Genomic DNA, 23,620 nt, shown 5'->3' with positions numbered 1-23,620 from the left:
TTACTCGATGATGGCCAGCGGAGATCCGAATTCGACGGCGGCGCCATCTTCAACCAGGATGCGCTTGACGGTACCGGATTTTGGCGCCGGGATGTGGTTCATGGTCTTCATCGCTTCGACGATCAGCAGGGTGTCGCCCTCATTGACCTGATCACCGATCTTGATAAAGGCGGGGGTGCCGGGCTCTGCCTGCAGGTAGACGGTGCCGACCATGGGCGAGGTTACAGCGCCGGGGTGGCTGGCAGGATCTTCTGCAGGGGCCGCTGCGGCGGCAGGGGCAGGAGCTGCCGCAGGTGCGGCGGCGGCCACGGGGGCAGCCACTTGAACGGGGGCGGCCGCGGCCACGACGGCCTGACGCGAGACGCGCACATTCAGGCTGTCGTCTTCGCTATAGTCGCGCTTGACCTCCAGTTCGGTCAGGTCGTTGTCCCGCAGCAATTCGGCCAAGGCCTTGATGAATGCCACATCTGCTTCGTGCGTTTTATTTGTCATTGTGTCCTCAGCCGGTTCCGACAGGTCTGCAACTGGTCTGCCAGATAGGCAGCCATGAAATTAGAAGCGCTTATAGGGGAAGCTTTACCACAAGGAAAGCGCTGTCGATCTGGGGCATAAAATGGGCGGGCTTGGCGGGATTCGCAATCTCTGCACCAAAGTTTTCGCCAATATCTAACGGTTAAAGCGGCATGCCGCTCAGCTTGGCCACCAGTTCGGGCAGTTTGCGGGCGTTGAATTTTTGCAAAAGATGGGCGCGATGCGTTTCAATCGTGCGATAGGACAAATCCAGCTTCAGCCCGATTTCCTTGGCTGAGAGCCCCTTGCAAGTCAGGATCGCCACCTCGCGCTCACGCGGGGTGAGACCAACGACGGGGCGGTCCTCTGAAATATCGGCAAAGGACCAGACGCCAGTGCGAAATGGGTCCTCGGGGCTGATGGAGCGCCCCCGTACCCGGCACCAGAACAATTCGCCTGATTGGCGACGCATAATGCGTTCATCATTGTAAAGGCCGGATTTGGCGCCTTCGTCCTGTTGCAGCACTTCGCCGATACGATGGTAATCTTCCTGGCTGGGGTAGAGCTCGGCAATCAGCACATCGGCGTGATCCGCAGGTGTGCCGCCGAAAGTGGCTGCAAACTGCAGATTGCACCGCTTGATCACACGGTTTTCCAAAACGGCGAGGCCCACGGGGGCATGGTCAAAGGCTAAATCGCTCATGGCTCCTATTAACCGGGTATTTTTGCGGAATTGAAGGGAAAGCTGCACCATGGAAGGGTGTTTTTGACAGGCTCTTTGTCGCAACACTCCGGGGAGGGAGTAAAAGAGCCCGCAATTCAGGAGGAGATCAGGCGATGAATATCGCGCAATGGCTGCATCGGCAGGCGCAATCTGATGGCGCGCGTCCGGCGCTCTATCTGGGGCAGGAGTTGATCGCGGATTATCTGGGGTTTCATCAAAAGGCGGCGGCACTGGCCGGTTGGTTGCAGGCCCAGGGGGTTGAGCCCGGCGATCGCATCGCCCTGTTCATGAAGAACTGCCCGGACTACCTGATCACGCTTTATGCCATCTGGTATGCAGGTGCGGCGGCGGTGCCGATCAATGCCAAGCTGCACGGCCGTGAAGCCCAGTTCATCCTGCAGGATGCAGGCGCTGCCATGGTCTTTACCAGCCCCGGTCTGGACGATGCCCTGTCTGCAGTAGGGGTAGCGACCCCGGTGACCTCTACAGGCGCGGAGGTCTATCGTGCTGCCTTGGCATCGGCCCCCATTGCGGCCCCTATGCAACGGAATCCACAGGATCTGGCCTGGCTGTTCTATACCTCCGGCACCACCGGGCAGCCCAAGGGGGTACAGATCACCCATCGCATGCTGATGGCGGTCTCATTGAGCTATTTCTCTGATGTGGATGCGGCCACCGGGGCGGATCAGATCCTCTATGCGGCCCCGATGAGCCATGGCGCCGGGCTCTATAACATGTTGCATGTTCTGGTTGGTGCCGCCCATGTCTGCCCGGTGTCGGGCGGCTTTGACGAGATGGAGATCTTTGATCTGGCGGCGCATTTTACCCGGGTGCAGATCTTTGCCGCACCCACCATGGTCACCCGCATGACAGCCGTGGCCAAGGCGCAGGGGAGATCGGGCGAAGGATTGCGCAGCGTGATTTATGCGGGTGGGCCGATGTATCTGGCCGATATCATCGAGGCTGAGGCGCATTTTGGTCCGATCTTCATCCAGATCTATGGTCAGGGCGAATGCCCGATGGGGATCACGGCGCTCAAACGCTCCGAGGTGAGCGACCGGGCGCATCCTGATTGGAAGAGGCGTCTTGCCGGGGTGGGGCGGGCCCAAAGCGGGGTTGAGCTGCGGATTGGCGCCTCTGATGGGCAGTCCCTGCCAGCGGGAGAACTGGGTGAGATCATGGTGCGCGGTGACGCGGTGATGCCGGGCTATTGGAACAACCCGCAGGCCACAGCGCAGACCCTAAAGGATGGCTGGCTGATGACTGGCGACATGGGGGTGTTGGACGCCGCAGGCTATCTGACCCTGCAGGATCGCTCCAAAGATCTGATTATCTCTGGTGGCTCCAACATCTACCCGCGCGAGGTCGAGGAGGTGCTGCTGATGCACCCTCTGGTCCAGGAAGTCTCTGTGGTGGGGCGTCCCCATTCGGATTGGGGCGAAGAGGTGGTGGCCTTTGTGGTTGGGCAGGCATCTGAGGCCGAGCTGGACGCGCTGTGTCGTGATCAGATCGCCCGTTTCAAATGCCCCAAGGCCTATATCCAGGTGGGAGAGCTGCCCAAGAACAACTATGGCAAGGTCTTAAAGACCGAACTGCGGGCGCGGTTGCTGTGAAGCGGTTGCAAAACCTCGTAGCAGCTGGGCTGCTTTGCTCAGCCCGGATGAGTTGCCTTGCAAAAATGCCGAAGGTGTCTAGTCTCCTAAAACGGTCGCCAGATCTTTTGCGACTTAACTTTAGGGGGAATTACCATGAAGCTACTTTGTTCACTTTCCATTTCCGCGGCAATTCTGAGCACAGCCGCTTGGGCCGGGAGCTCCTTTCAGAACACCTGTTCAAACTTCCAGTTTTCCTATCTGGGCAATGACGCCGGCATTACCGCGACTTGCCTGCGTGCGAATGGCGAGGCCAACCAAACCAGCATTGTCATCCGTGGGATCTCCAATCAGAATGGCGTCCTGACCCATGATGGCGCGCCAAGCTCGTTCCAGCAGAGCTGTGGCAACATCGGGCTGTTGAGCGATCTCAGATCCGTGACGCTGACGGCAAACTGTCGGACCAGGAGTGGCGAGTTCATTGAGACCTCAATCGAAGTTGAAGGCATTTCCAACCAGAATGGGGTTCTGTCCTACTAACGCTTGATACAGACTCGACAAGAAGAAGGGGCGGCACAATGGGCCGCCCCTAGTTGTGTTCAATGGCACAAGAAAAAAGACCGGCGTCCCAGAGGGAGGCCGGTCAGGGAGATGTTGCTTTAGGCTTTTGGCCCGTGCAACGGGGAGTGTCTTACGATCAGATCGCCAGGTATTCGGCGCGCAGCTCGGCATTTTCCAGAACCTCGGCTGCGGTGCCGTCAAAGACGATGCCGCCGGTGTCCAAGATCACAGCCCGGTCTGCCAGTTCCAGCGCCCGTACCGCGTTTTGCTCCACCAGAATGGTAGTCATGCCCTGTTCCTTGACGTGCATGAGGGTCTTTTCGATCTCATCCACGATCACCGGTGCGAGGCCCTCATAGGGTTCATCCAGCAACAACACCTTGATGTCGCGGGCCAATGCGCGGGCAATTGCCAGCATCTGCTGCTCACCACCCGACAGGGTCACGCCCTCTTGCTTGCGACGTTCGCCCAGACGCGGGAACAGGTCATACAGGCGCTCAATCGACCAGCCGATGGGCGGGGCAATCTGGGCCAGCTGCAGGTTTTCCTCAACTGTGAGGCCGGCAATGATACGGCGGTCTTCGGGCACCAGCCCCAGACCTGCAGTGGCGGCCTCATGGCTTTCCATCAGGTGCAGCGGCTGGTGATCCAACCAGATCTCCCCCTGGGTCACCTGCGGATCGCCGATGCGCGCGATGGAGCGCAGGGTCGAGGTCTTGCCCGCGCCGTTGCGGCCCAGCAGCGCCAGGATTTCGCCCTCATGGACGTTAAAATTGATGCCCTGCACAATATAGCTCTCGCCATAATAGGCATGCATGTCCCAGACCGACAAAAAGGCCGGCGCAGTGGTCGCCTGATTGGCGTTCTTGGAGAAGTCGGGTTTGACGTTCATCTGTCTTGTCCTTTCTTGCCCTGACCCATCCTGACGCAGGTTTGTCGCCTGTCAGGATGGGCGGGAAATGTCCGTTTACGCCGACTCGCCGAGATAGGCTTCGCGCACTTTGGGGTTGCCACGGATGTTCTGCGGATCATCCTCGACCAGAGGCGTGCCCTGGGCCAGAACTGTGATCCGATCCGCCAGCGAGAACACCACATGCATGTCGTGCTCGATGATGGCGATGGTGATGTCGCGCTGCTCCTTGATCTCTTTCAGCAGATCAATGGTGTTGTTGGTATCGGCCCGCGCCATACCGGCGGTGGGTTCATCCAACAAAAGCAGACGCGGTTCCTGCGACAGGCACATGCCGATCTCAAGGCGGCGTTTATCCCCGCGCGACATCGAGGCCGCGTGCATATGCCGCTTGTCCGCCATGTTCATCTCTTCCAGCATGGCTTCGGCCTTTTCCAGCACGTCTTTTTCGCTGGGCACCGAGGTGATCGCATTCAAGGAGAACGCGCCATCCCGTTTGGCAAAGCAGGGGATCAGCATGTTTTCCAAAACCGAGAGATCGCCAAAGATCTCGGGCGTTTGGAACACGCGGCTGATGCCCATCTGGTTGATCTCAAAGGGTTTGCGCCCCAGCACTGATTGACCGTCAAACATCACCGATCCGGTGTCGGGGATCAGCTTGCCCACCAGGCAATTCAACAGGGTCGATTTGCCCGCGCCATTGGGTCCGATAATGGCGTGGACGGTGTTTTCCTTGACGCTGAGATTAACATCTCCCAGCGCCTGTAGACCACCAAAGCGTTTGCCTACGTTTTTGACTTCAAGAATACCCATCAATCCGTCTCCTTATTCCGCAGGGGTTTTCGTGGCTGAGGTAGAGTCGTCTTTGTTCTTGCGACCCTTCACCCATTTGGCGATGCGTTGACCACCTTCAACCAGACCACCCGGCAGGAAGACCACAACCAGCATGAACAGGATTCCCAGGGTCAGGTGCCAGCCCTTGCCGATGAAGGGGTGAATGATGAAGACCACAAAGTCCTCGAGCCCATCTGGCATAAAGCTGAACCAGCCGTGCAAAACATGGTCGTTGATCTTGGAGAAGATGTTCTCGAAGTATTTGATGAAGCCTGCGCCCAGAACCGGACCAATCAGGGTGCCAGCACCGCCGAGGATGGTCATCAGAACCACTTCACCAGACGCGGTCCACTGCATACGCTCGGCGCCTGCAAGGGGGTCCATCGAGGCCATCAGACCACCGGCCAGACCCGCATACATGCCGGAAATCACAAAGGCGGCAAGAGTGTAGGGCTTGGTGTTGAGGCCGGTATAGTTCATCCGCTGCTGGTTTGACTTCACAGCCCGCAGCATCATGCCAAAGGGCGAGCGGAAGATCCGGATCGACAGGTAGAAGGCCGCCAGCAGGATCAGCGCACAGAGATAGTACCCAGCGTTGAACTGGAAGGCCCAGGGGCCAACAGCCATCTCAAAGGTTGAGCGCATCTCCAGACCAAACAGGCTGGTCACCGGGATCGAGCCGTCAGCGGTAGCCGAGACACCCAGGATACGGGGATCGTCCAGGGTCAGCTGCAGACCGGTTTCCCCATTGGTGATCGGGGTCAGGACTGAGTAAGCGAGGTTGAACGACATCTGCGCAAAAGCCAGCGTCAGGATTGAGAAGTAGATGCCTGAGCGACGTAGAGAGACAAAGCCGATGAGCAGCGCAAACAGGCCTGAGATCACCACCGAGAGCAGGATGGCAGGCACCACGTTCATGCTCAGCAGTTTGAACATCCAGACGGCGGAGTAGGAACCGACACCCAGAAAGGCCGCGTGACCAAAGGAGAGATAGCCGGTGAGGCCAAAGAGGATATTGAAACCGATGGCAAAGATGCCAAAGATCACAAAGCGTTGCATCAAATCCGGGTAGCCCGCATTGAACTGCGCCATGGCGCTGTCGGTGGGGAAAGGATTGAGGATGAAGGGTGCGCAGAGCGTCAGTACAGCGACGACCAAGAGCATCCGAGTGTCTTTATTATCAAGTCCGAACATGTGTTATTCCTCCATCACACCTTTGCGGCCCATCAGACCCCGCGGACGGGTGAGCAGAATGATGATCGCAACGACGTAGATGATGATTTGGTCGATACCGGGAAGGATAGATTTGACTTCGTTCATCGAGGCAAAGGCCTCAAGAATACCCAGCATGAAACCCGCGAGAACGGCGCCGGGCAGGGAGCCCATGCCGCCCACAACCACAACCACAAAGCTCAGCACCAGAAAGTCCATGCCCATGTGGTAGTTGGGGGAGTTGATCGGCGTATACATCACCCCGGCAAGCCCCGCGACAGCGGCAGCAATCCCAAACATGATGGTAAAGCGGCGGTCGATATTGATGCCCAGCAGGCCCACGGTTTCACGATCTGCCATACCAGCGCGCACAACCATGCCAAAGGTGGTGAACTGCAGGAAGGAGAAGATGCCGCCGATGATGACAACCGAGAAGAAGAAGTAGACGATACGCCAGACCGGATAGAAAATCTCCGTCCCGAAGAGCGCACCGACATTTGCAACACCGCTCAAGGCCTCGGGGGAGGCTGTTTGAATTGGGTTGGCGCCGTAGAAGTACTTGATCACTTCCTGCAGCACGATGGCGAGGCCAAAGGTCACCAGGATCTGATCCGCGTGCTCACGCTTGTAAAAATGCTTGATCAGCCCGCGTTCCATGACAAATCCAATGAGGATCATGATAGGAATAGCAAAGATGATCGCGATGGGCACCGCCCAGTCTATTATGGCACCGCCCATTTCTGGACCAAACCAACTTTCCACATAGGATGTCTTTACTTTCAGCGGGTTGCCAAGGAAATCCTTTTGGGTCTCGTCGACGACCTCATAGCTGAGGCTCAGCAAGCGCTGCACGGTGACAGCGCAGAAGGCGCCGATCATGAACAATGCACCATGGGCAAAGTTCACCACGCCCAGCGTGCCAAAAATGAGTGTCAGGCCTAGCGCAATCAGCGCATAGGCAGAGCCTTTGTCCAGCCCGTTTAAAATTTGCAATAGGATTGCGTCCATTGTCCCCACCCTTGGGTTCTTCGATGTGGAAGTGGTGGATTCCGACTGCGCAGGGCCTCATGCCCCGTCTTGACGGCACGCCTCTACGGCCAAGGCCGCGGCAGGTGAAACCGGGATGTCAGAATAAAGATTAAGTGCCGGGCGCGACTGTGAGCGCCCGGCTGAGACGACCTGACTTAGGCGCCCGAGTTACAGCTGCCCAATGCACCACCGGCAAACATTGGGTGGTCCGCAGGGTAGGTAACCTGTGCAGCAGGTGTGACTTCGACAACTTCAAGAAGGTCAAACTCGGAGGTGGGGTTTTCTTTCCCACGTACGACCAGAACGTCTTTGAAGCACTGGTGATCTTCACCACGGTACAGTGTCTTACCGTTGCCCAGACCGTCGAACTCATAATCTTCCAGAGCTTCGACCACGGCACATGGGTTGAAGGAACCCGCGCGCTGAACCGCATCTGCATAGAGCAGGGTCTGGCAGTAAACGGTGTGCGCCGCCTGGCTGGGCGGGAAGCCGTATTTGGTGCCGAAGGACCGTACAAAGGCCTGGCTGCCTTCGTCCTGCAGGGACCAGTGCCAGTTGGTGGACCCGTGGATGCCCTTAACGTTGGCACCCGCACCCTTGGCCATCAGGCGCGAATAGAGCGGAACTACGATTTCGAAGTTCTTGCCATTCACGACCTTCTCACGCAGGCCAAACTGAACCGCGTTGGTCAGCGAGTTCACCATGTTGCCGCCGTAGTGGTTCAGAACCAGCACGTCCGCACCGGAGTTCAGAACAGGGGCAATGTAGGAAGAGAAGTCAGTGGCAGCCAGTGGCGTGCGCACTTTTTCCACGGTGTTCCAGCCGAGCGCTTCGGTGGCGGCCGCGATGGATTCTTCCTGCGTCCAGCCCCAGGTGTAGTCGGCGGTCAGGTGATAGGCGTTCCGGTCAGTGCCATAGAGGTTCTTGAGCACTGGCGCCAGCGCCGCACCGGACATGTAACCGTTAAAGAAGTGACGGAAGCCATTGGCTTTCTTGTCTTTACCGGTGGTGTCGTTGGAGTGGGTCAGACCCGCCATGAAGATCACGCCAGCTTCCTGGCACAGACCCTGAACAGCAATGGCCACACCGGAGGAGGAGCCACCGGTGATCATGACGGCGCCGTCTTTTTCGATCATCGACTTGGCCGAAGCACGGGCCGCATCAGATTTTGTCTGGGTGTCACCGGTGACGAATTTGACTTCTTTGCCCAGGATGCCGTTGCCCTGCAACTCTTTGGACGAGAAGGTGTTCATCATGCCGCCGTCGCCGCCACCGTTCAGGTGCTCAACGGCCAGCTGATAGGCGCGCAGTTCGTCGGCGCCCTCATCGGCATAGGGGCCGGTCTGTGGAACGTTGAAACCCAAGGTGACCGAGCTACCGGTTGGGTCATTGGTGAACGCGGCTGCGGAAGACGCGGTGAAAATTGTTGGAAGCGCAAGGCCAGTGCCTGCGAGAGCACCTGACTTCAGGACCCCGCGACGCGAGAATGCTGACTTGGACATAAAATCCTCCCTTATGTGTAAAACGCTGAACAGCTCCTCACTTCTGCCCGGGCGTCTGCACGTTTTGTGCAAAATCAGTATGGGAGGGACTTGTAAAATTGCGCAATAAAACCCTTGAATTGATCATCTATTCTGTAAACAAATGCACAGTATTCACCGGTATTCTGTAAATTTTGTTATGTTGCAATGCAGAAAGCCGTTGAAAAGGTGGGGTTTTGACAGGGAGGCAACTCATGGCGCGCGACACGTTGACAGGCAGCCGTATTCGGGAACGGCGTTTGATGCTTGGTATTCGACAGGCAGAGCTGGCGCGCAAGGCCGGAATCTCGGCCTCTTACCTCAATCTTATTGAGCACAACCGCCGCAGAATCGGCGGTAAACTTCTGGTGGATCTGGCACAGGTTCTGGGGGTTGAACCCTCGATGCTGACCGAAGGTGCCGAGGCGGCACTGATTGCCGCTCTGCGGGAGGCCGCAGCGGATGCTGGCCCGAAAGTGGCGGAGCTGGACCGTACTGATGAGTTTGCCGGTCGTTTCCCTGGCTGGGCCGAGGTTCTGGCCAGCAATCACCAGCGCATTTCCAGGTTGGAACGCACCGTTGAGACACTGTCGGATCGTCTGACCCATGATCCGCATCTGGCGGCGTCGTTGCATGAGGTGCTGTCGACGGCGGCCGCGATCCGCTCGACTGCCTCAATTCTGGCGGAAACCGGGGAGTTGGAGCAGGAATGGCGTGATCGTTTTCATAATAACCTTAACGAGGACTCCCGACGCCTGGCCGAAAGCAGCCGGGCATTGGTGAATTTTCTCGATGAAAGCGACAGCAGCGCGGAGCGTCGCGGTGTGCCGCAGGAAGAGGCCGAGGAGTTTTTTCTGTCCCACAGTTATCACTTTCCAGATCTGGAGCAGGGGCAGAGTTCCCCTAAAGAGCTGGTTGCGGCAGCGCCGGAGCTGGTCAGTGACTCGGCCCGGATGATTGCCCGGGGCGCATTGGAACAATATCAAAGCGACGCAGAACTGATGCCGCTCAAGGAAGTGGCGCAGAGTATACAGTCCCAGGGGTTGGACCCATCGGCACTGGCGCTGCGGTTTAACGTCGCTCTGCCGGTGGTCCTGCGCCGACTGGGAGTTCTGCCGGTTGATGTGCTGGGGCAGGATGCCGGGCTGGTGGTTTGTGATGCTTCGGGGTCGATCCTGTTTCGTAAACCAGTGGCCGGTTTTGCCCTGCCGCGCTTTGGCGCGTCCTGTCCGCTGTGGCCGATTTATACCGCATTACAACGCCCCGATGTGCCCCTGCGGCGCAATGTGGTGCAACAGGGGCGCAGCGCCCTGGGTTTTGAATGCCTGGCTGTGGCCTGGAACCACGGCCCCAGCTCCTTTGAACGTGACCCGCTTTATCATGCGGTGATGCTGATTCTGCCGCAAAGCGATGTGCCAGCGCAGGCGCATCCGGTCGGCAGCAGTTGTCGGATCTGTCCGCGTCAAACCTGCGAAGCGCGCCGTGAACCCTCAATCTTGAAGGAAGAGTTTTGACAGCTGCGGGCGCAGGAGGGTAGTCTGGTGGGGGATAAGGACGCGACGGAGGGCAAAACTGCCTGAAACAGCCGCGCTGGGAGGAATATCTGCCAATGAGCAGACATGTCGTTTTAATCGAAGATGAGCCGAATATCGCTGAGGCCATCCGGTTTCTGTTGACCCGTGACAACTGGACTGTGGATGTGCATGGCAATGGCAGTGATGCGGCTGAGGTCATTCAGGCCGCCGGCCCTGATCTGGTGATCCTGGATCTCATGCTGCCTGGAAAAAGTGGTCTCGAAGTAATTCAAGAACTGCGCTTGGTAGAGGAGTTGCAACCTCTTCCGGTTCTGATGCTGACCGCGCGGGGCCAGTTGAAGGACCGTGAGATGGCGGAAAAGGCCGGGGTCACCCGGTTCATGACCAAACCCTTTTCCAATTCCGAAGTGCTGACAGCAGTCCGCGACCTCTATGCGCAGGCCTATCAGGCCCCGCAAACAGCGTCACAGGACGCTGCCCAGTGACGGGGGCGCTGTAAATGCGCGGCGACGGGGCCGGACATCAGGCTGAGCCCAACAGCCCCTTTGTGGAGCGGCGCACCTATCGCCGCCGTCGCCTGATGGATATTGCCCGGTTGCTGCCGATTCTGGGTGCCCTGCTGTTTACGGTGCCCCTGATGTGGCCAAATCCGGATCCCTATCCCGCTCCCGGCAATCAGGCCGGCATGGCGACCTCTGCTGCGATCACCTATATCTTTGCGGTCTGGGGCGGGTTGATTGCCCTCAGCTTTGCCTTTGGTCTGGCCGTGCAGCTTTGGGCTGGGCACTGGACCGATGGCGGCCCGCAGGACGAGCGGAGCTGATGGCCTCGCTCAATGTGTTGGCGCTGGTCTGTCTGGCCTATGTGGCGCTGTTGTTCTTTGTGGCTTTTGTCGCGGATCGTCGCGCCGCCCGGGGCCAAAGCGCCAGATGGATGCGCTCGCCGCTGATCTATACGCTGTCGCTGTCGATCTATTGTACCGCCTGGACCTTTTACGGCGCGGTGGGCTATGCGGCGCGCTCTGGTCTGGAATTCCTTACCATTTACCTGGGGCCGACTTTGGTGATGATTGGCTGGTGGTGGGGGCTGCGCAAGCTGGTTCGGGTTGGGCGCAGCCAGCGCGTCACCTCTATCGCGGACCTTCTGTCGGCGCGCTATGGCAAATCCAATGCGCTGGCCATTGGTGTCACAGTATTGGCGGTGATTGGTATCACCCCTTATATTTCGCTGCAACTTCAGTCCATTACCCTGTCTTTTGCGATCTTCGCCGAGGCCGATCCGCTGCGCAGCTACCACGAAACCACCACGGTGTTCTGGGTGACGGCGGGGTTGGCGATCTTTGCCATCCTGTTTGGCACCCGCAATCTCAACGCAAATGAGCGACACCATGGCGTGGTCACCGCTGTCGCTCTGGAGGCGGTGATCAAGCTGCTGGCGCTGCTTGCGGTGGGGATCTTTGTGGTCTGGGGCCTGTCGGACGGCGTGAGTGAAACCCTGGCGCGAATTGATGCCTCGCGGATTGGCGACTGGAAGGTCGACGGCGGACGCTGGGCCACCATCACCTTTTTGTCGGCGGCGGCCTTTGTTTGTCTGCCCCGGATGTTTCAGGTCATGGTGGTGGAAAACGAGGATGAGCGCCATCTGCGGGTCGCGGCCTGGGCCTTTCCGCTCTACCTGCTGTTGATCTCCATGTTTGTGGTGCCGATCGCCGCCATCGGGCTGGAGCTGCTGCCCCCCGGATCCAACCCGGATCTCTTTGTTCTGACCGTGCCTTTGTCGCAGGGCCAGCAAGGGCTGGCGATGCTGTCTTTCCTGGGCGGGTTTTCCTCGGCCACCTCGATGGTGATCGTGGCGGCCATGGCGCTGTCAACCATGGTGTCGAACCATATAGTGATGCCGATCTGGCTGCATTTGCAGGGCGGCGAGGGGGCTTCGGTTTCGGGGGATGTGCGCAATGTCGTACTGTTTGCCCGCCGGATTTCAATCGCTGTCATTCTGGGGCTGGGGTATTTTTACTACAAGTTTTCCGGCGGTGGGGCAGCCCTGGCTGCAGTGGGGCTGATCTCCTTTGCCGGTATTTCGCAAATGCTGCCGGCTCTTGTGGGCGGGCTGTTCTGGCGCGGGGCGACCCGCACCGGCGCCCTGAGCGGATTGTCTGTGGGCTTTGCCATTTGGGTCTATACCATGCTGCTGCCTGCTCTGGGCGGCGGGCTATTGCCGGATCACATTCTCGCCGAGGGGTTGTTTGGCCTGTCCTGGCTGCGCCCGCAGGCGCTGTTTGGTATTGAGGGCCTGGATTCAACCGTACATGCGGTGCTCTGGTCGATGAGCCTCAACGCCGTGGCGTTTTGTGTCGTCTCGCTGATGACCTTTCCCAGCCCGATTGAGCGACTGCAGGGGGCGCAGTTTGTTAATGTGTTCGAACATTCCTCTGGCCCGCGGGGCTGGACCGGATCGGTGGCGCAGAGCGAAGATCTGATGGTGATGTCGCAGCGAATTTTGGGCGCCACTGAGGCCCAGGCATTTTTCCAACGCGAGTTGGCGCGACAAGGGGGGCGTGGCACTCTGCCAGAGCCAACCCCGGCTTTTCTGGAGCGGCTGGAGCGTGAGCTGGGTGCCTCCATCGGGGCGGCGGCGGCCCATGCGATGATCGGCCAGATTGTTGGCGGCTCTTCGGTTTCGGTACAGGATCTGTTGGCGGTGGCGGATGAAACCGCGCAGATGCTGGAGTATTCCAACCAGCTGGAGGAGCAGTCGGCAGAGCTGTCACGCACGGCACGGCAGCTGCGGGTCTCAAATGAGAAGCTGACCCAGATTTCCCAACAAAAAGATGCCTTTCTCAGTCAGGTGAGCCATGAGCTGCGCACCCCGATGACCTCGATCCGGGCCTTCTCCGAGATCCTGCGCGATGACGGCGATATGCCACTGTCAGAGAAGACCCGCTATGCCACCATCATCCACGATGAGGCCCTGCGCTTGACCCGGTTGTTGAATGATCTGCTGGATCTGAGCGTGCTGGAAAGCGGCCAGGTCAGTTTGAACATGTCGGCAGGCACCCTGCGCGAGGTCATGGACCATGCGGTCTCTACCGCCTTAGCGGGATCGGATCATCCCATTCAGGTGCACAGGGATCCCAAAACCGAAGAGATAAGGATCTCATCAGATCTGGATCGGCTGGCGCAGGTCTTTATCAACCTGATTGCCAATGCGCAGAAGTATTGCGACGGTGATCCGGCGGAACTCACCATTCGGGTGACCCGCAGCCTGGGCGAAGTTTGGATTGATTTCACCGATAATGGCAGCGGTGTGCCCGCAGATCATCAGCAGTTAATTTTTGAGAAATTCTCTCGTGTTAGCCCTGAACGCGCCGGGGGAGCCGGGCTTGGGCTGGCGATTTGTCGTGAGATTATGCAGCGCCTTGGGGGCGACATCACATACCTCGCTGGACAAAGTGGTGGCAGTTTCAGAATTTCCCTGCCATTTGAGCGGAAAATTCTCTCTGAGACTGCGTTTTAAAGATCTTGGTAACGAACGGTCGTTAAGACAATTAAAAAGGGAGCGCAAAACGTGCAGGTTGATGGCTGATGTCTGAAGCGGAAAAACAGCAAGCTGGTAGCGGCGGGTCTGGTGGACTCGCGCGCAAACTTGCGGCGTCAAAGGATGGGGGGGCGGCTCAAAAAGGGTCTTTCACGCTCAAAGCTTTGCGCCGGTCGCTTGCTCGCGCGGCCTCGGAACAATGCGATCTGCCTTTGGCTGTTCTGGCGGTGCGCCAGGTCAATCGTGCGCCCGAAGACCTAACCGAGGATCTGTCGGACAAGGATCTGCTTGTGGTTCTGGATGGCCCCAACGGGCGTCTTGGGGCAGCAACCATGGATGCCGCGCTGGTCACAGCGCTGATCCAGAAACAGACCATTGGTCAGATCATGGGCAAGGCTCCATCCGAGCGCAACTACACACCAACCGATGCCGCCATGACGGCTGAGTTCCTGGAAAAGGCCTTTTCCAAGGTGCAGGCGCTGTTGCAGGGAGAAAGAGACCAGCTGATCTTTTCTGGCTATCGCTACGGCGCCCAGATCGAAAATGTGCGGTCGCTGGTCCTGGGAATGGAGGCCGAAGATTACCGGCTGATCTCTTTGACTGTGGATCTGGCTGTTGGGGCGATGCAGGGGGAGCTAAAGCTGATCCTGCCGGAACCTACCCTGGAGGAGCTGGGTTTGAGCGGGGCAAAGGCAGGCCCATCGCTGGCGGGTGGCATGGGCGCCATGCGCGCCGAGCTCTCAGCGATTCTGTGCAAGGTTCGCGTCCCTCTCAACGAATTCTCTGCCCTGAAGGTGGGCGAGGTTCTGCCGCTGGATCAGGCCTTTTTGTATGAAACCGATTTGCTCGATATTACCGGGCATTCCATTGCCAAGGGACGTCTTGGGCAGTTGAACGGCGCGCGCGCAGTCCGGCTGAGCACGGGCCGGGCGGCGCAGCCTGATCCGGCGCATCTGGGCGATGGTTTTGCCGATAGTATCGGCTCTGACGCCCCGCCCTCCCTGCCGATGATCGAAGAACCCGCAGCGCTGGATCTGGGGATTGCGGCGCAGGATCTGCAGGATCCACTGGATGATCCAATGGGCTTTGGGGCACCGGCAGGCGGGCTTGCCCTGGACGGGATGGGGGATGACCCAGCCGGATTGGGCGGCGATCTTGGCGCCGGGCTGGGCGGTGACCTTGGCGCTGGTTTAGGAGCTGATCTGGGAATGGACCTGGGTGCTAACCTGGGGGCAGATCTTGGCGCTGGCTTAGGCGATCTGGGCGGTGACCTGGGTGGTGATTTGGCTGCGGCCCCCATGGGAGACTTTGGCGGGTTAGGCGACGGCATGGACCAGTTCAACCCGGATGATGCGGCGGCAGAGATATCAAAACTCGCAGGCCTGGAGGGGGATGCCGCATCAGGGCTGTGACGCTGTTTGATCGCGCTGCTTTCTGAAGCAATCCCAATCAAAACCAATTTGATAAGACGAAACGGTGCATTGCGCCGTTTTTTGTTTGAGTGTCTCTATTTGGGGCGCTTGCTTTCCTCCGTGGTTGTTTCATGGAGTAGGGCAGTGTCAGCGCAAAAGAGATCAAGCCCGACCAGAAAATGGCCGGGCCTGAGTTTAAAAGTATCAATCACCACAGTTCAGGCTCTGATGTGCAGGAACTAGCTGCGAGGCGAACGATTATCCGCTTATGAGCTGGCAGCAATCGTTTCCAGAGCTGGGCGCAGGCCATCCAGTTGATAGCCAGCAGCGTTCGTTTTGCTTAGGATCTCGTCCGGGCTCATCTCGGAGGCAACGCCCAGCGACCAGACCACCGAACACCGGGTGCCAGAGGCGCAATAGGCCAGAACCGGACCTGGGCATTCCTCATAATAGGCGCGCTGTTGCGCGATATTTTCCGGCGTCATTGTCTGATGGGTGAGGGGGAGTTCGCGAAACTCCAGCCCTGCGGCCTCAGCAGCGGCGCGAATGGCAGCGGCCTGATGGCTGGGTGGAACCTCGGCATCCGGGCGATTACAAATCACCGTCTTGAAACCGTCAGCAACAATGGCAGGCATGTCTTCGGCCGAGATTTGCGGCGAGACGGCGTAGCGGGGGGTGATCACACGTGCATCCATGTCTGGGTCTTTAAACCTTTGCTGCCAGCCCGTCCAGTTGCCGCCCAAAAAATGGTGCAGCCCCCATGCCTAAAAGCATCGCTCCCATAAAGATCAGGCCTCCAGAGCCATTGTAGCTGAGAGAGGCAATTGCCGGTCCGGGGCAGAGCCCGGCCAGGCCCCAGCCCATGCCAAACAGCACCGAGCCGGTGATCAGCCGGTGATCCATTTCCGGACGTGGCGCATCTGGGAAGTCTCCGCCGACGAGGGGGCGACGCCCCGTTGTCAGACGCCAGGCGATAAACATCGGAATAATGGCGCCCCCCATGACAAAGGCCAGGGTTGGATCCCAATTGCCAAAGACATCCAGCCAGCCCTGTACCTTGGTGGTGTCGGTCATGCCGGAGACAAACAACCCAGCCCCAAACAGGCTGCCGGAGAGAAGGGAGAGAAACAAACGCTGCATCAGATCACTCCCAGGATGTGGCGGAACAGGGCAATGGTGAGCCCCCCGGCCAGGATATAGAATACGGTGGCAACTATGCCGCGCAGAGACAGGCGGGATATGCCGCAAACGCCATGGCCAGAGGTGCAGCCATTGGCAATTCGGGTGCCAATACCAACCAGCAGGCCTGCGACGACGATCACCGCGATATTGCTGGTCAAATGGGTGTCCACACCCCGCTCATAGAGGGGCAAAAGCAGCAATGGTGTGACCAGCACTCCAACCAAAAAGACCAGGCGCTCTGCCATGTTGCTGCGGCCGCTGCCATCAACCAGGCCACCCAGGATGCCGCTGGCCCCCATGATGCGGCCATTGCCGAGCAGGAAGACAGCGCCTCCCAATCCAATAAGGCCGCCTCCGACGAGCCCCCAGATCCAATCCGTTTCCATTTTGCGCGTTCCTATTTTGACTTGGGTATCGAGTGGTGAGGGGCCATTGGCGCCAGAGCCAAGCAGCCCCGCGTGCGAGGGCTATTCCGCGAGGCGTCAGTAAACACCACGGTTGGACCAATGGGGCAGGCGGCCCATCCTTTGGTCGCCTGAGCTACTTCGGTGGGGGCTCAGATCTTGTTGATCGGCAGTTTTAGGAAGACATCGCCCTGATCATCCGGCTCCGGCATCTGGCCTGCACGCATATTGACCTGCAGCGACGGCAGGATCAGTCGCGGCATTGCCAAGGTGGCATCGCGGGCATCGCGCATGGCGGTGAACTCCTCCAGCGGGCGCCCCTCGCCAATATGCACGTTCAGCGCCCGTTGCTCGCCAACCGTGGTCTCCCAGGCGTAGTCATCGCGTCCAGGTGCCTTGTAGTCATGACCAACAAAGATGCGTGTCTGATCGGGCAGGGCCAGAATCTTCTGGATCGACTGGTACAGTTCCGAAGAAGAACCACCAGGGAAATCGCAGCGGGCAGTGCCAAAATCAGGCATGAATAGCGTATCGCCAACAAAGGCCGCATCACCCACCACATAGGTCAGGCAAGCAGGGGTATGGCCCGGCGTATGCAGCACGTCACCGCGCAGTTGGCCAATCATAAAGCTGTCGCCCTCTTCAAACAGGGCGTCAAACTGGCTGCCATCGCGCTGAAATGCGGTGCCCTCATTAAAGACCTTACCAAAGGTATCCTGAATCACCGTGATATTGGCGCCAATGCCGATCTTGCCGCCCAGATGCTCCTGTAGATAGGGGGCTGCGGAGAGGTGATCGGCGTGCACATGGCTCTCCAGAACCCATTCACAACTCAGACCTTCTGCTTTGATCCAGGCGATGATCTTATCAGCCGAGCTGGTATCAGTGCGCCCCGAGGCGTGATCAAAATCCAAGACGGAATCCACCACAGCACAGGCTGACCCTTCGGGGTCCTGTAGAACATAGGAGACAGTGTTGGTGGCCTCGTCGAAAAAGGCTTTGACGGTGGGGTTCATCGGTGGGCACTCCCTTTCGTTTCAATAGATATATACAAAATAAGGAATATGTTTCAAGTGCTGCGGTAGCTTTGAGCAGAGATTAATGCAAAGAAACTTTTTGGCCAGGGTCTTGGGAAGGGGTGGAGAGCCTGAATTGTCTCAGGTTTTGACCTGTCTCAAGGACCCCGACCCGTCAGAGATGTAGGCTGATGATGTTGAGGGAGAGTTGTCGAGTTTTACGATGATTTCCGCATTTTTGGTTCCCGCCTTGGCTACAGTGCCCTCAACCCCTGGATTCAAGCGGTTCCCGGCACGTGAGACGCGCAGGGGCAGATAGCTAAGCGGGGCAGAAGAGTATTGGAGGAGATGAAATATCATGACCAGCGCGCTGTTGAACAAGGCCGAAACACTGGCTGAGAAAATTCGCCAGGAACCCGCAGAGGCGCGGCTGGCCCTGCGTCCTGCGTTTTTGCATCTGCTGAGTGAATTGCGAATCGAAGGGATCACCATTCCGCGCCGCTTGCACCAATTGGATGTAGAGCTGTCTGATGAAGAAACTGAAAGCCAGTTCGACAATATGCCGGTCTAAACCCGTCGAGCTGACCCTCAATTAGGATAGGCTGCGGCTAGCGCTGGTTGGATGCAAGCAGTGCTGCCGATAGGTTTTTGGCTGACCTGGGTTTTTGTTAGCCCAGGAAGATCCCCACCATGACCAGCATCAGGCCTATGACAGAGAGAAACAGGGCGCCGAGATTGAAGGGCAGCACCTTCTGAACCACCGCGCGCAACTCCTCGTCGCTCAGGTTTTTGCCACGTGCCCGGACAACATGCACAATGCAGCCCATCAGGCCAATCAGACCGGCGATCGACAGGGCGGCTCCGGCCCAGACGAGGATTTCAAACATGGCGCGGCTCCTGCATCATTTGCACAGCTGTGCGATTAGCGGATTGACAGCTTAGACACAAGGCGATGCCCATTGGGAGTTGAGATCCGGAGCGGGGCGGGCGGCATGTGTCCGAAGTTGGACTTGTTTGTCTTTTGTGCGGGCTGACCTGCTTCAGGTCGACCCGGGGAGGGGCGAGAAACCGCATCTGACCGTTTCCTGTCTTGCGATAGGGGCGCTCTGTCGCTATCCCCTTTCCCCAATCCCTATCTCATGACAGCAGTAAAATGAGGCATCCATGACAGACCATGAAGAAGCGAGCGACTCCTACAAAGTAACCGCAGGAGAACTGCGCCAGTTCGTCGAGCGTATTGAGCGGCTTGATCAGGAAAAGGCGGACATCGCCGAGCAGCAAAAAGAGGTCTTTGCGGAACTCAAAGGACGCGGCTACGACGTAAAGGTGGTGCGCACCATTATCAGGCTCCGCAAACGGGACAAAGACGATATCGCCGAAGAAGAAGCGGTGCTTGAGATGTACAAAGAAGCCCTGGGAATGACCTAAGGCCAAGCACATGCTTTGCTGATCAGCGCTGGCTCGCCAGTGCCACAAGAAATTTGGAGCCCTGTTTCATGATCTGAGACAGGGCTTTTTGCTTTGCGGCTATTGGGCGTGAGAGGTCTTGAGTGCATTAATTGTCATTCTTGACAAAAAACTCACAGAGGTTATTTGTCAGAAATGACAATAAACGGAGTCGCCATGTCACGCCCCAGTTTGAAGGACCAAAGGTCAGAGCAAATTCTGGACGCCTATTTGACCTGTGTCGCCCGTTACGGGCTGGACGGGGCGACCCAGGAGCGCATCGCTAAAGAGGCAGGTGTCAAACGCCCTTTGCTGCGTCACTATCTGGGCAACAAGGAAGAGATGACTGCAGCCTTGGCTGCGCATGTGGTGGCGGAATATGCCGCTCTCACCGGGTTTATGCAGGCAGAGTTTGGTGCGGTGGAGACCGCTGCGGGGCTGGTGGAGCTGCTTTACCGCGATGATCCGACAAGCGATCCACGCCTTATGCTGGCCTGGCAGGCCCTGATCGTCGCGGTTGCCGATTATCCCGACATGCGCGACCCGCTGCTGGATAGTCTGGCGCGGTTTATCGATGCGGTGGAGGCGACCCTGCGCCGTGTGGCCCCGGAGGCAAGGGTAGGGCGCATTCGGGCCGTCACGCAGGGGATTGTGGCGCCCTATGTGACCCTCGATTCAATCTCGCCTCTGAAGCCGCCCAAAAACTGGCGCGCAGAGATGAAGCAATCAGCCATGATCCTGGCTGCAAGCCTGACCCAAGACCTCAGCCCGGAGTAAGCTAGATGAGTAAGATGCGTGTGATGAACTATCTGGCTTTGCCTGTGCTTTTGCTGGCGGCCGTCTTGCAGGTCTACTGGCTCTGGGGGCTGTTGTTTCTATGGTGGATCGTGCCCTCGGTCATGGCAGGGCAGACCGCGCTGGTTTTTGATGTCGAACGTTCCAAAGACCCAATTCTGTTCTGGGCTGTGGTGACCCTCTGGGCCTTGTTTGGCCTGATGATGGTCGCCGTGAGCCTGTTTCCACAATATGCTGCCTGGCTGCTGTGAAAGGTGACAAGATGACCAAGATGTACCACCGTCTGCCTGTTGAGGCATATACCTCGCAAGAGTGGTTTGACCGCGAACAGCAGCTCATCTTCTCGCGCAGCTGGCGCTATGCCGGATTGCGTGAGGATCTGCCCGAGCCGGGGCACTACCTGTCGGTTCAGGCCGGGTTGAACAATATCTTTATCGTCATGGGACGTGATCATCGCCTGCGGGCCTTTCACAATATCTGCCGCCATCGCGGCACCCAGTTGATCCGCGCGGTTGGCAAAACGCAAAAGGCGCTGACCTGCCCCTATCATGACTGGACCTATGATCTGGAAGGTAACCTGATCTCGGTGCCGGATGAGGAGAGCGAATACCCCGGCGGTCTGGATAAGGGCTGCCTGGGGCTGAAACCTGCCAGTGTTGATATCTGGCGCGGCATGCTCTTTGTGCACCCGGACGCGGACGCGCCGACCTTGGCGGAGTGGTTTGGCGAGGTGGAGCCGCTGTTGGGGCCGCATAATCCAGCGGAACTGGTCGAATACCCCGAGGCGCGGCGCAGCTACGAGATCAAGGCCAACTGGAAGATCGTGGTCGAGAACTACATCGACGTCTACCACCTGAGCCATCTGCATTCCAACACGCTGCATATGTATGATCACGCCCGGGCTGAATATGGCTGGAAAGGACCACATTATCATTTCTGGGAACCCCCGGCGCCGGATTACGCAAAAGAGCTGGAAAAGAACCTGCCCAGCCCGCGGGTGATCCCCGAACCTCATGTGGGCGCCTGGGTGCCGATGCTGTTTCCCGGCATCGGTCTGGGGGCCAGCGAGGACAGCTGGAATATCTTTGTAATCACCCCCCTCGGGCCTGATCTGACGCGGATTGAAAACCGCACCAAGCTCGCTGATGTCTCGGCTTGGGAATTCACCAAGCAGGAATGGCGCAGCGCCGGGTTCTGGCAGGGGTTTGGTGGTCCCAAATACAGCGGTGAGGATGCTGCGGGCGAAGAGGATCCGATGGCTTCGGGCGATTTTACCTCGGAAGATATCTACGCCTGCGAACAGCAGCAGAAATCGCTCACCAGCCCCTATCTGGAGATTGGACCTGCGGCGGTCGGCGAAAGCCCGATCACACACCACCAGCAGGCGGTTCTGGACTTTATGGCGCTTCAGGCAAAAGCGACAGCTGACAATGTTTGAATTTCACAGACTGACGATCAAAGAACTGCGCCCAGAAATCGGCGGAGCAGCCACCAGCGTCACCTTTGATCTTCCTGCCGGGGCGAGTGAGAGTTTCTCTTGGGAGGCGGGGCAGCATGTCACTCTGCGGTTTGATCTGAACGGAGCGGAGCAGCGGCGCAGCTATACGGTGTCAAACCCGCCCGGTGCGCCCCTGCGTATTACGGTGAAGCGTGAGAAGGGCGGGTTGGTCTCCAACCATATCGCCACGGCGCTTTCACCGGGGGATCAGATCGAGGTGGCACTGCCTTTTGGTCGTTTTGTTTTGGCGCCTGACCGGCCCGCCCGGCGCACTCATTACTTCTTTGGCGCGGGCAGTGGCATCACGCCTCTGTTTGCCATGATCCACGCCGTTCTGAGCGATGAACCCCATTCCGTGGCGCATCTGATCTTTGGTAATCGTTCTGCTGACGAGATCCTGTTTCGCGAAGAGTTGGATCAATTGGCGGCGCTGCACCCTGACCGGTTTTCCCTGCGTCACACCCTGTCTGCACCAAAACTGCTGAGTTGGTTTTCGCTTTGGCGCAGTGGCCGCCTGGATGCTGACGCGGTCAGGGCTGCCATTGGCGAAACGCCACCCGTGGCGCAGGATGTGCAGTACTGGATCTGTGGGCCCGGCGCGATGAACGGGGACGTAAAGTCAGCCCTGATGGGGGTGGATGTGCCTGCCAACCGGATCCACATGGAGAGCTTTGGCGGTGCCCAGGAGCTGGATAGTAGCGTGACGGGATGTGCGGCAACTCTGCGGCTCCATTTGCCCAGCGGGTCTCATGACATCCCTGTGGAGGAAGGTCAGACCCTGCTTGCGGCGATCCGCTCCAATGGGTTGTCAGTTCCCTTTAGCTGCCAATCCGGTGTCTGTGGCGCCTGTCGGGCCCGTATCAGCGATGGCACGGTGCATATGCGCAACCGGATGGCTCTGGAGGACAGCGATATCGGCAAGGGAGAGATCCTGAGCTGTCAAAGTGTTGCGCAGACAGAATGGCTGGAAGTGGATTTTAGATCCTGATGTCGAGACCCGGTCCCATTGCTTGACTGAAACACAGGTAGACTGCGGATTGGGTCAAATTTGCTTCAGGGTTATAAATTTTAAGCTTGAAATATATTGCCTCTGCCTGATATTACGACAACAGCTGAAAAAACAACCTGTTTGTAGATAGCAAGTGATCAAGAGGAGAGCCCTATGCCTGCCATTTCTGTACATCCCGAAGGATGGAAGCCGGCCAAGGGCTATGCCAACGGTATGGTTGCCGAGGGCAAGCTGTTGTTTGTTGGCGGACAGATCGGGTGGAATGCGGACCAGGTTTTTGAAGAACATGGCTTTATCGGCCAGATGAGTCAGGTGCTGCGCAATATTCTGGACGTGGTTGAGACCGCAGGCGGGCAGGCCAGCGATATCACCCGTCTGACCTGGTACGTGACAGACAAGGCTGAATACCTGGCGCATCAGGGCGAGGTCGGAGCGGCCTATCGGGCCGTCATGGGCTACCACTTTCCCGCCATGACCATGGTTGTTGTTTCTGCGCTCGTCGAAGATGAGGCCAAGGTCGAGATCGAAGCAACAGCTGTCTTGCCCAGCTAATCCTGGGACCCCTGGAACAAAACCCTATCAGCAGGCCGGAGCAGATCTCCGGCCTTTTTGTTTGCTCAGACCGTGGGGCGCGGGGCGTGCATTGGGGCTGATGTGTCTGAAATTTCTGCGGTGCGGCGTTTCAAAATGAAACCTGTTTCCCTGTCAAAACGCGGGTTTTCAATTTGCAACAGGAAATGCCTGAGAAATAGGCATTGGCAACATTTGAGTATTTTCAGGGTCTTAAGCGACAATTTTGTTGGTTTAACGTAGAAATTTGCAGCTTTCAAAATTTTACCAGTTGATAAAAAATCAAACTGTGGCACTCTTTGAGTCGAAGAAGAACACAGTCAG

General features: G+C 58.1%; 26 protein-coding genes. 14 read left to right on the top strand and 12 right to left on the bottom strand.

Going from position 1 to position 23,620, the window contains the following annotated elements:
* Both accB and ED661_RS15690 read right to left on the bottom strand, forming a co-directional pair.
* On the bottom strand, window positions 1–492 hold the full coding sequence (gene accB, locus ED661_RS15695) for an acetyl-CoA carboxylase biotin carboxyl carrier protein (RefSeq protein WP_122074873.1): 492 nt from the start codon (window positions 490–492) through the stop codon (window positions 1–3).
* 181 nt (window positions 493–673) lie between these two features.
* Window positions 674–1,213 carry a LuxR C-terminal-related transcriptional regulator gene (locus ED661_RS15690; protein ID WP_122074872.1) on the bottom strand — a complete coding sequence of 180 codons (540 nt, stop codon included), beginning with the start codon at window positions 1,211–1,213 and terminating at the stop codon, window positions 674–676.
* Window positions 1,214–1,347: 134 nt separating this feature from the next.
* Here ED661_RS15690 and ED661_RS15685 point away from each other — a divergent pair, with 134 nt between their 5' ends.
* Window positions 1,348–2,847 carry a class I adenylate-forming enzyme family protein gene (locus ED661_RS15685; RefSeq protein ID WP_122074871.1) on the top strand — a complete coding sequence of 500 codons (1,500 nt, stop codon included), beginning with the start codon at window positions 1,348–1,350 and terminating at the stop codon, window positions 2,845–2,847.
* Between the two features lie 135 nt (window positions 2,848–2,982).
* Window positions 2,983–3,366, top strand: coding sequence for a CVNH domain-containing protein (locus ED661_RS15680; RefSeq protein WP_122074870.1), 384 nt, complete (start codon window positions 2,983–2,985; stop codon window positions 3,364–3,366).
* Window positions 3,367–3,523: 157 nt separating this feature from the next.
* On the opposite strand, the gene ED661_RS15675 is transcribed toward ED661_RS15680, so the two are convergent.
* The 5 genes from ED661_RS15675 to ED661_RS15655 form a co-directional block, all read right to left on the bottom strand.
* Window positions 3,524–4,279 (bottom strand): ABC transporter ATP-binding protein, encoded by a 756-nt coding sequence (locus tag ED661_RS15675; protein ID WP_122074869.1) that lies wholly within the window; start codon window positions 4,277–4,279, stop codon window positions 3,524–3,526.
* Window positions 4,280–4,354: 75 nt separating this feature from the next.
* On the bottom strand, window positions 4,355–5,110 hold the full coding sequence (locus ED661_RS15670) for an ABC transporter ATP-binding protein (protein ID WP_122074868.1): 756 nt from the start codon (window positions 5,108–5,110) through the stop codon (window positions 4,355–4,357).
* A gap of 12 nt (window positions 5,111–5,122) precedes the next feature.
* Window positions 5,123–6,325 carry a branched-chain amino acid ABC transporter permease gene (locus ED661_RS15665; RefSeq protein WP_122074867.1) on the bottom strand — a complete coding sequence of 401 codons (1,203 nt, stop codon included), beginning with the start codon at window positions 6,323–6,325 and terminating at the stop codon, window positions 5,123–5,125.
* Between the two features lie 3 nt (window positions 6,326–6,328).
* The gene (locus ED661_RS15660) at window positions 6,329–7,351 is read right to left on the bottom strand and encodes a branched-chain amino acid ABC transporter permease (RefSeq protein WP_122074866.1); all 1,023 of its coding nucleotides are present in this window, start codon (window positions 7,349–7,351) and stop codon (window positions 6,329–6,331) included.
* Window positions 7,352–7,527: 176 nt separating this feature from the next.
* Window positions 7,528–8,874 carry a substrate-binding protein gene (locus ED661_RS15655; protein ID WP_009808643.1) on the bottom strand — a complete coding sequence of 449 codons (1,347 nt, stop codon included), beginning with the start codon at window positions 8,872–8,874 and terminating at the stop codon, window positions 7,528–7,530.
* A 233-nt stretch (window positions 8,875–9,107) separates the two neighbouring features.
* Between ED661_RS15655 and ED661_RS15650 the strand changes: the two genes are divergently transcribed.
* The 5 genes from ED661_RS15650 to ED661_RS15630 all read left to right on the top strand — a co-directional run bounded on the left by ED661_RS15650 (window position 9,108) and on the right by ED661_RS15630 (window position 15,376).
* Window positions 9,108–10,406, top strand: coding sequence for a helix-turn-helix transcriptional regulator (locus ED661_RS15650; RefSeq protein WP_122074865.1), 1,299 nt, complete (start codon window positions 9,108–9,110; stop codon window positions 10,404–10,406).
* Window positions 10,407–10,501: 95 nt separating this feature from the next.
* The gene (locus tag ED661_RS15645; protein WP_122074864.1) at window positions 10,502–10,912 is read left to right on the top strand and encodes a response regulator transcription factor; all 411 of its coding nucleotides are present in this window, start codon (window positions 10,502–10,504) and stop codon (window positions 10,910–10,912) included.
* Window positions 10,913–10,926: 14 nt separating this feature from the next.
* Window positions 10,927–11,250, top strand: a complete 324-nt coding sequence (locus ED661_RS15640) for a hypothetical protein (RefSeq protein WP_122074863.1) — start codon at window positions 10,927–10,929, stop codon at window positions 11,248–11,250.
* Window positions 11,250–13,943 (top strand): sensor histidine kinase, encoded by a 2,694-nt coding sequence (locus ED661_RS15635; protein ID WP_122074862.1) that lies wholly within the window; start codon window positions 11,250–11,252, stop codon window positions 13,941–13,943. The genes ED661_RS15640 and ED661_RS15635 overlap by 1 nt, the downstream gene beginning before the upstream one ends.
* Before the next feature lie 68 nt (window positions 13,944–14,011).
* Window positions 14,012–15,376, top strand: coding sequence for a FliM/FliN family flagellar motor C-terminal domain-containing protein (locus tag ED661_RS15630; RefSeq protein ID WP_122074861.1), 1,365 nt, complete (start codon window positions 14,012–14,014; stop codon window positions 15,374–15,376).
* Window positions 15,377–15,642: 266 nt separating this feature from the next.
* Here ED661_RS15630 and ED661_RS15625 read toward each other — a convergent pair whose 3' ends face one another.
* From ED661_RS15625 to ED661_RS15610, 4 genes are all read right to left on the bottom strand, one after another.
* Window positions 15,643–16,071, bottom strand: a complete 429-nt coding sequence (locus ED661_RS15625) for a TIGR01244 family sulfur transferase (RefSeq protein WP_122074860.1) — start codon at window positions 16,069–16,071, stop codon at window positions 15,643–15,645.
* Window positions 16,072–16,081: 10 nt separating this feature from the next.
* Window positions 16,082–16,516 carry a DUF6691 family protein gene (locus ED661_RS15620; protein ID WP_122074859.1) on the bottom strand — a complete coding sequence of 145 codons (435 nt, stop codon included), beginning with the start codon at window positions 16,514–16,516 and terminating at the stop codon, window positions 16,082–16,084.
* Entirely contained in the window at window positions 16,516–16,944 is a 429-nt protein-coding gene (locus ED661_RS15615) for a YeeE/YedE family protein (protein WP_122074858.1), read from the bottom strand. Before ED661_RS15615 ends, ED661_RS15620 begins: the two co-directional genes overlap by 1 nt.
* A gap of 170 nt (window positions 16,945–17,114) precedes the next feature.
* Entirely contained in the window at window positions 17,115–17,978 is an 864-nt protein-coding gene (locus ED661_RS15610; RefSeq protein WP_122074857.1) for an MBL fold metallo-hydrolase, read from the bottom strand.
* 358 nt (window positions 17,979–18,336) lie between these two features.
* On the opposite strand from ED661_RS15610, the gene ED661_RS15605 reads away from it, so the two are divergent.
* Window positions 18,337–18,549 (top strand): hypothetical protein, encoded by a 213-nt coding sequence (locus ED661_RS15605; RefSeq protein WP_122074856.1) that lies wholly within the window; start codon window positions 18,337–18,339, stop codon window positions 18,547–18,549.
* Window positions 18,550–18,646: 97 nt separating this feature from the next.
* On the opposite strand, the gene ED661_RS15600 is transcribed toward ED661_RS15605, so the two are convergent.
* Window positions 18,647–18,865: a hypothetical protein gene (locus ED661_RS15600; protein WP_122074855.1), complete on the bottom strand. Its 219-nt coding sequence runs from the start codon at window positions 18,863–18,865 to the stop codon at window positions 18,647–18,649.
* Window positions 18,866–19,142: 277 nt separating this feature from the next.
* Here ED661_RS15600 and ED661_RS15595 point away from each other — a divergent pair, with 277 nt between their 5' ends.
* The 6 genes from ED661_RS15595 (at window position 19,143) to ED661_RS15570 (ending at window position 23,278) form a co-directional block, all read left to right on the top strand.
* The gene (locus tag ED661_RS15595; RefSeq protein WP_122074854.1) at window positions 19,143–19,406 is read left to right on the top strand and encodes a DUF2312 domain-containing protein; all 264 of its coding nucleotides are present in this window, start codon (window positions 19,143–19,145) and stop codon (window positions 19,404–19,406) included.
* 195 nt (window positions 19,407–19,601) lie between these two features.
* A complete protein-coding gene (locus tag ED661_RS15590; protein ID WP_122074853.1) occupies window positions 19,602–20,201 on the top strand; it encodes a TetR/AcrR family transcriptional regulator in 600 nt (199 codons plus the stop codon).
* Window positions 20,202–20,206: 5 nt separating this feature from the next.
* Complete coding sequence (locus ED661_RS15585; RefSeq protein WP_122074852.1) at window positions 20,207–20,470, top strand: hypothetical protein; 264 nt, start codon at window positions 20,207–20,209, stop codon at window positions 20,468–20,470.
* Between the two features lie 11 nt (window positions 20,471–20,481).
* A complete protein-coding gene (locus tag ED661_RS15580; RefSeq protein WP_122074851.1) occupies window positions 20,482–21,657 on the top strand; it encodes an aromatic ring-hydroxylating dioxygenase subunit alpha in 1,176 nt (391 codons plus the stop codon).
* The gene (locus tag ED661_RS15575; protein ID WP_122074850.1) at window positions 21,650–22,705 is read left to right on the top strand and encodes a ferredoxin--NADP reductase; all 1,056 of its coding nucleotides are present in this window, start codon (window positions 21,650–21,652) and stop codon (window positions 22,703–22,705) included. Before ED661_RS15580 ends, ED661_RS15575 begins: the two co-directional genes overlap by 8 nt.
* A gap of 174 nt (window positions 22,706–22,879) precedes the next feature.
* On the top strand, window positions 22,880–23,278 hold the full coding sequence (locus ED661_RS15570) for a RidA family protein (RefSeq protein ID WP_122074849.1): 399 nt from the start codon (window positions 22,880–22,882) through the stop codon (window positions 23,276–23,278).
* The last annotated feature ends 342 nt before the right edge of the window (window positions 23,279–23,620 follow it).

Origin of the sequence: Pseudophaeobacter sp. EL27 (genome assembly GCF_900313025.1) — a bacterium.
GTDB lineage: Bacteria > Pseudomonadota > Alphaproteobacteria > Rhodobacterales > Rhodobacteraceae > Pseudophaeobacter.
The sequence above is the reverse complement of the archived record's forward strand: the minus strand, read 5'-3'. Positions and strand labels throughout refer to the sequence as shown.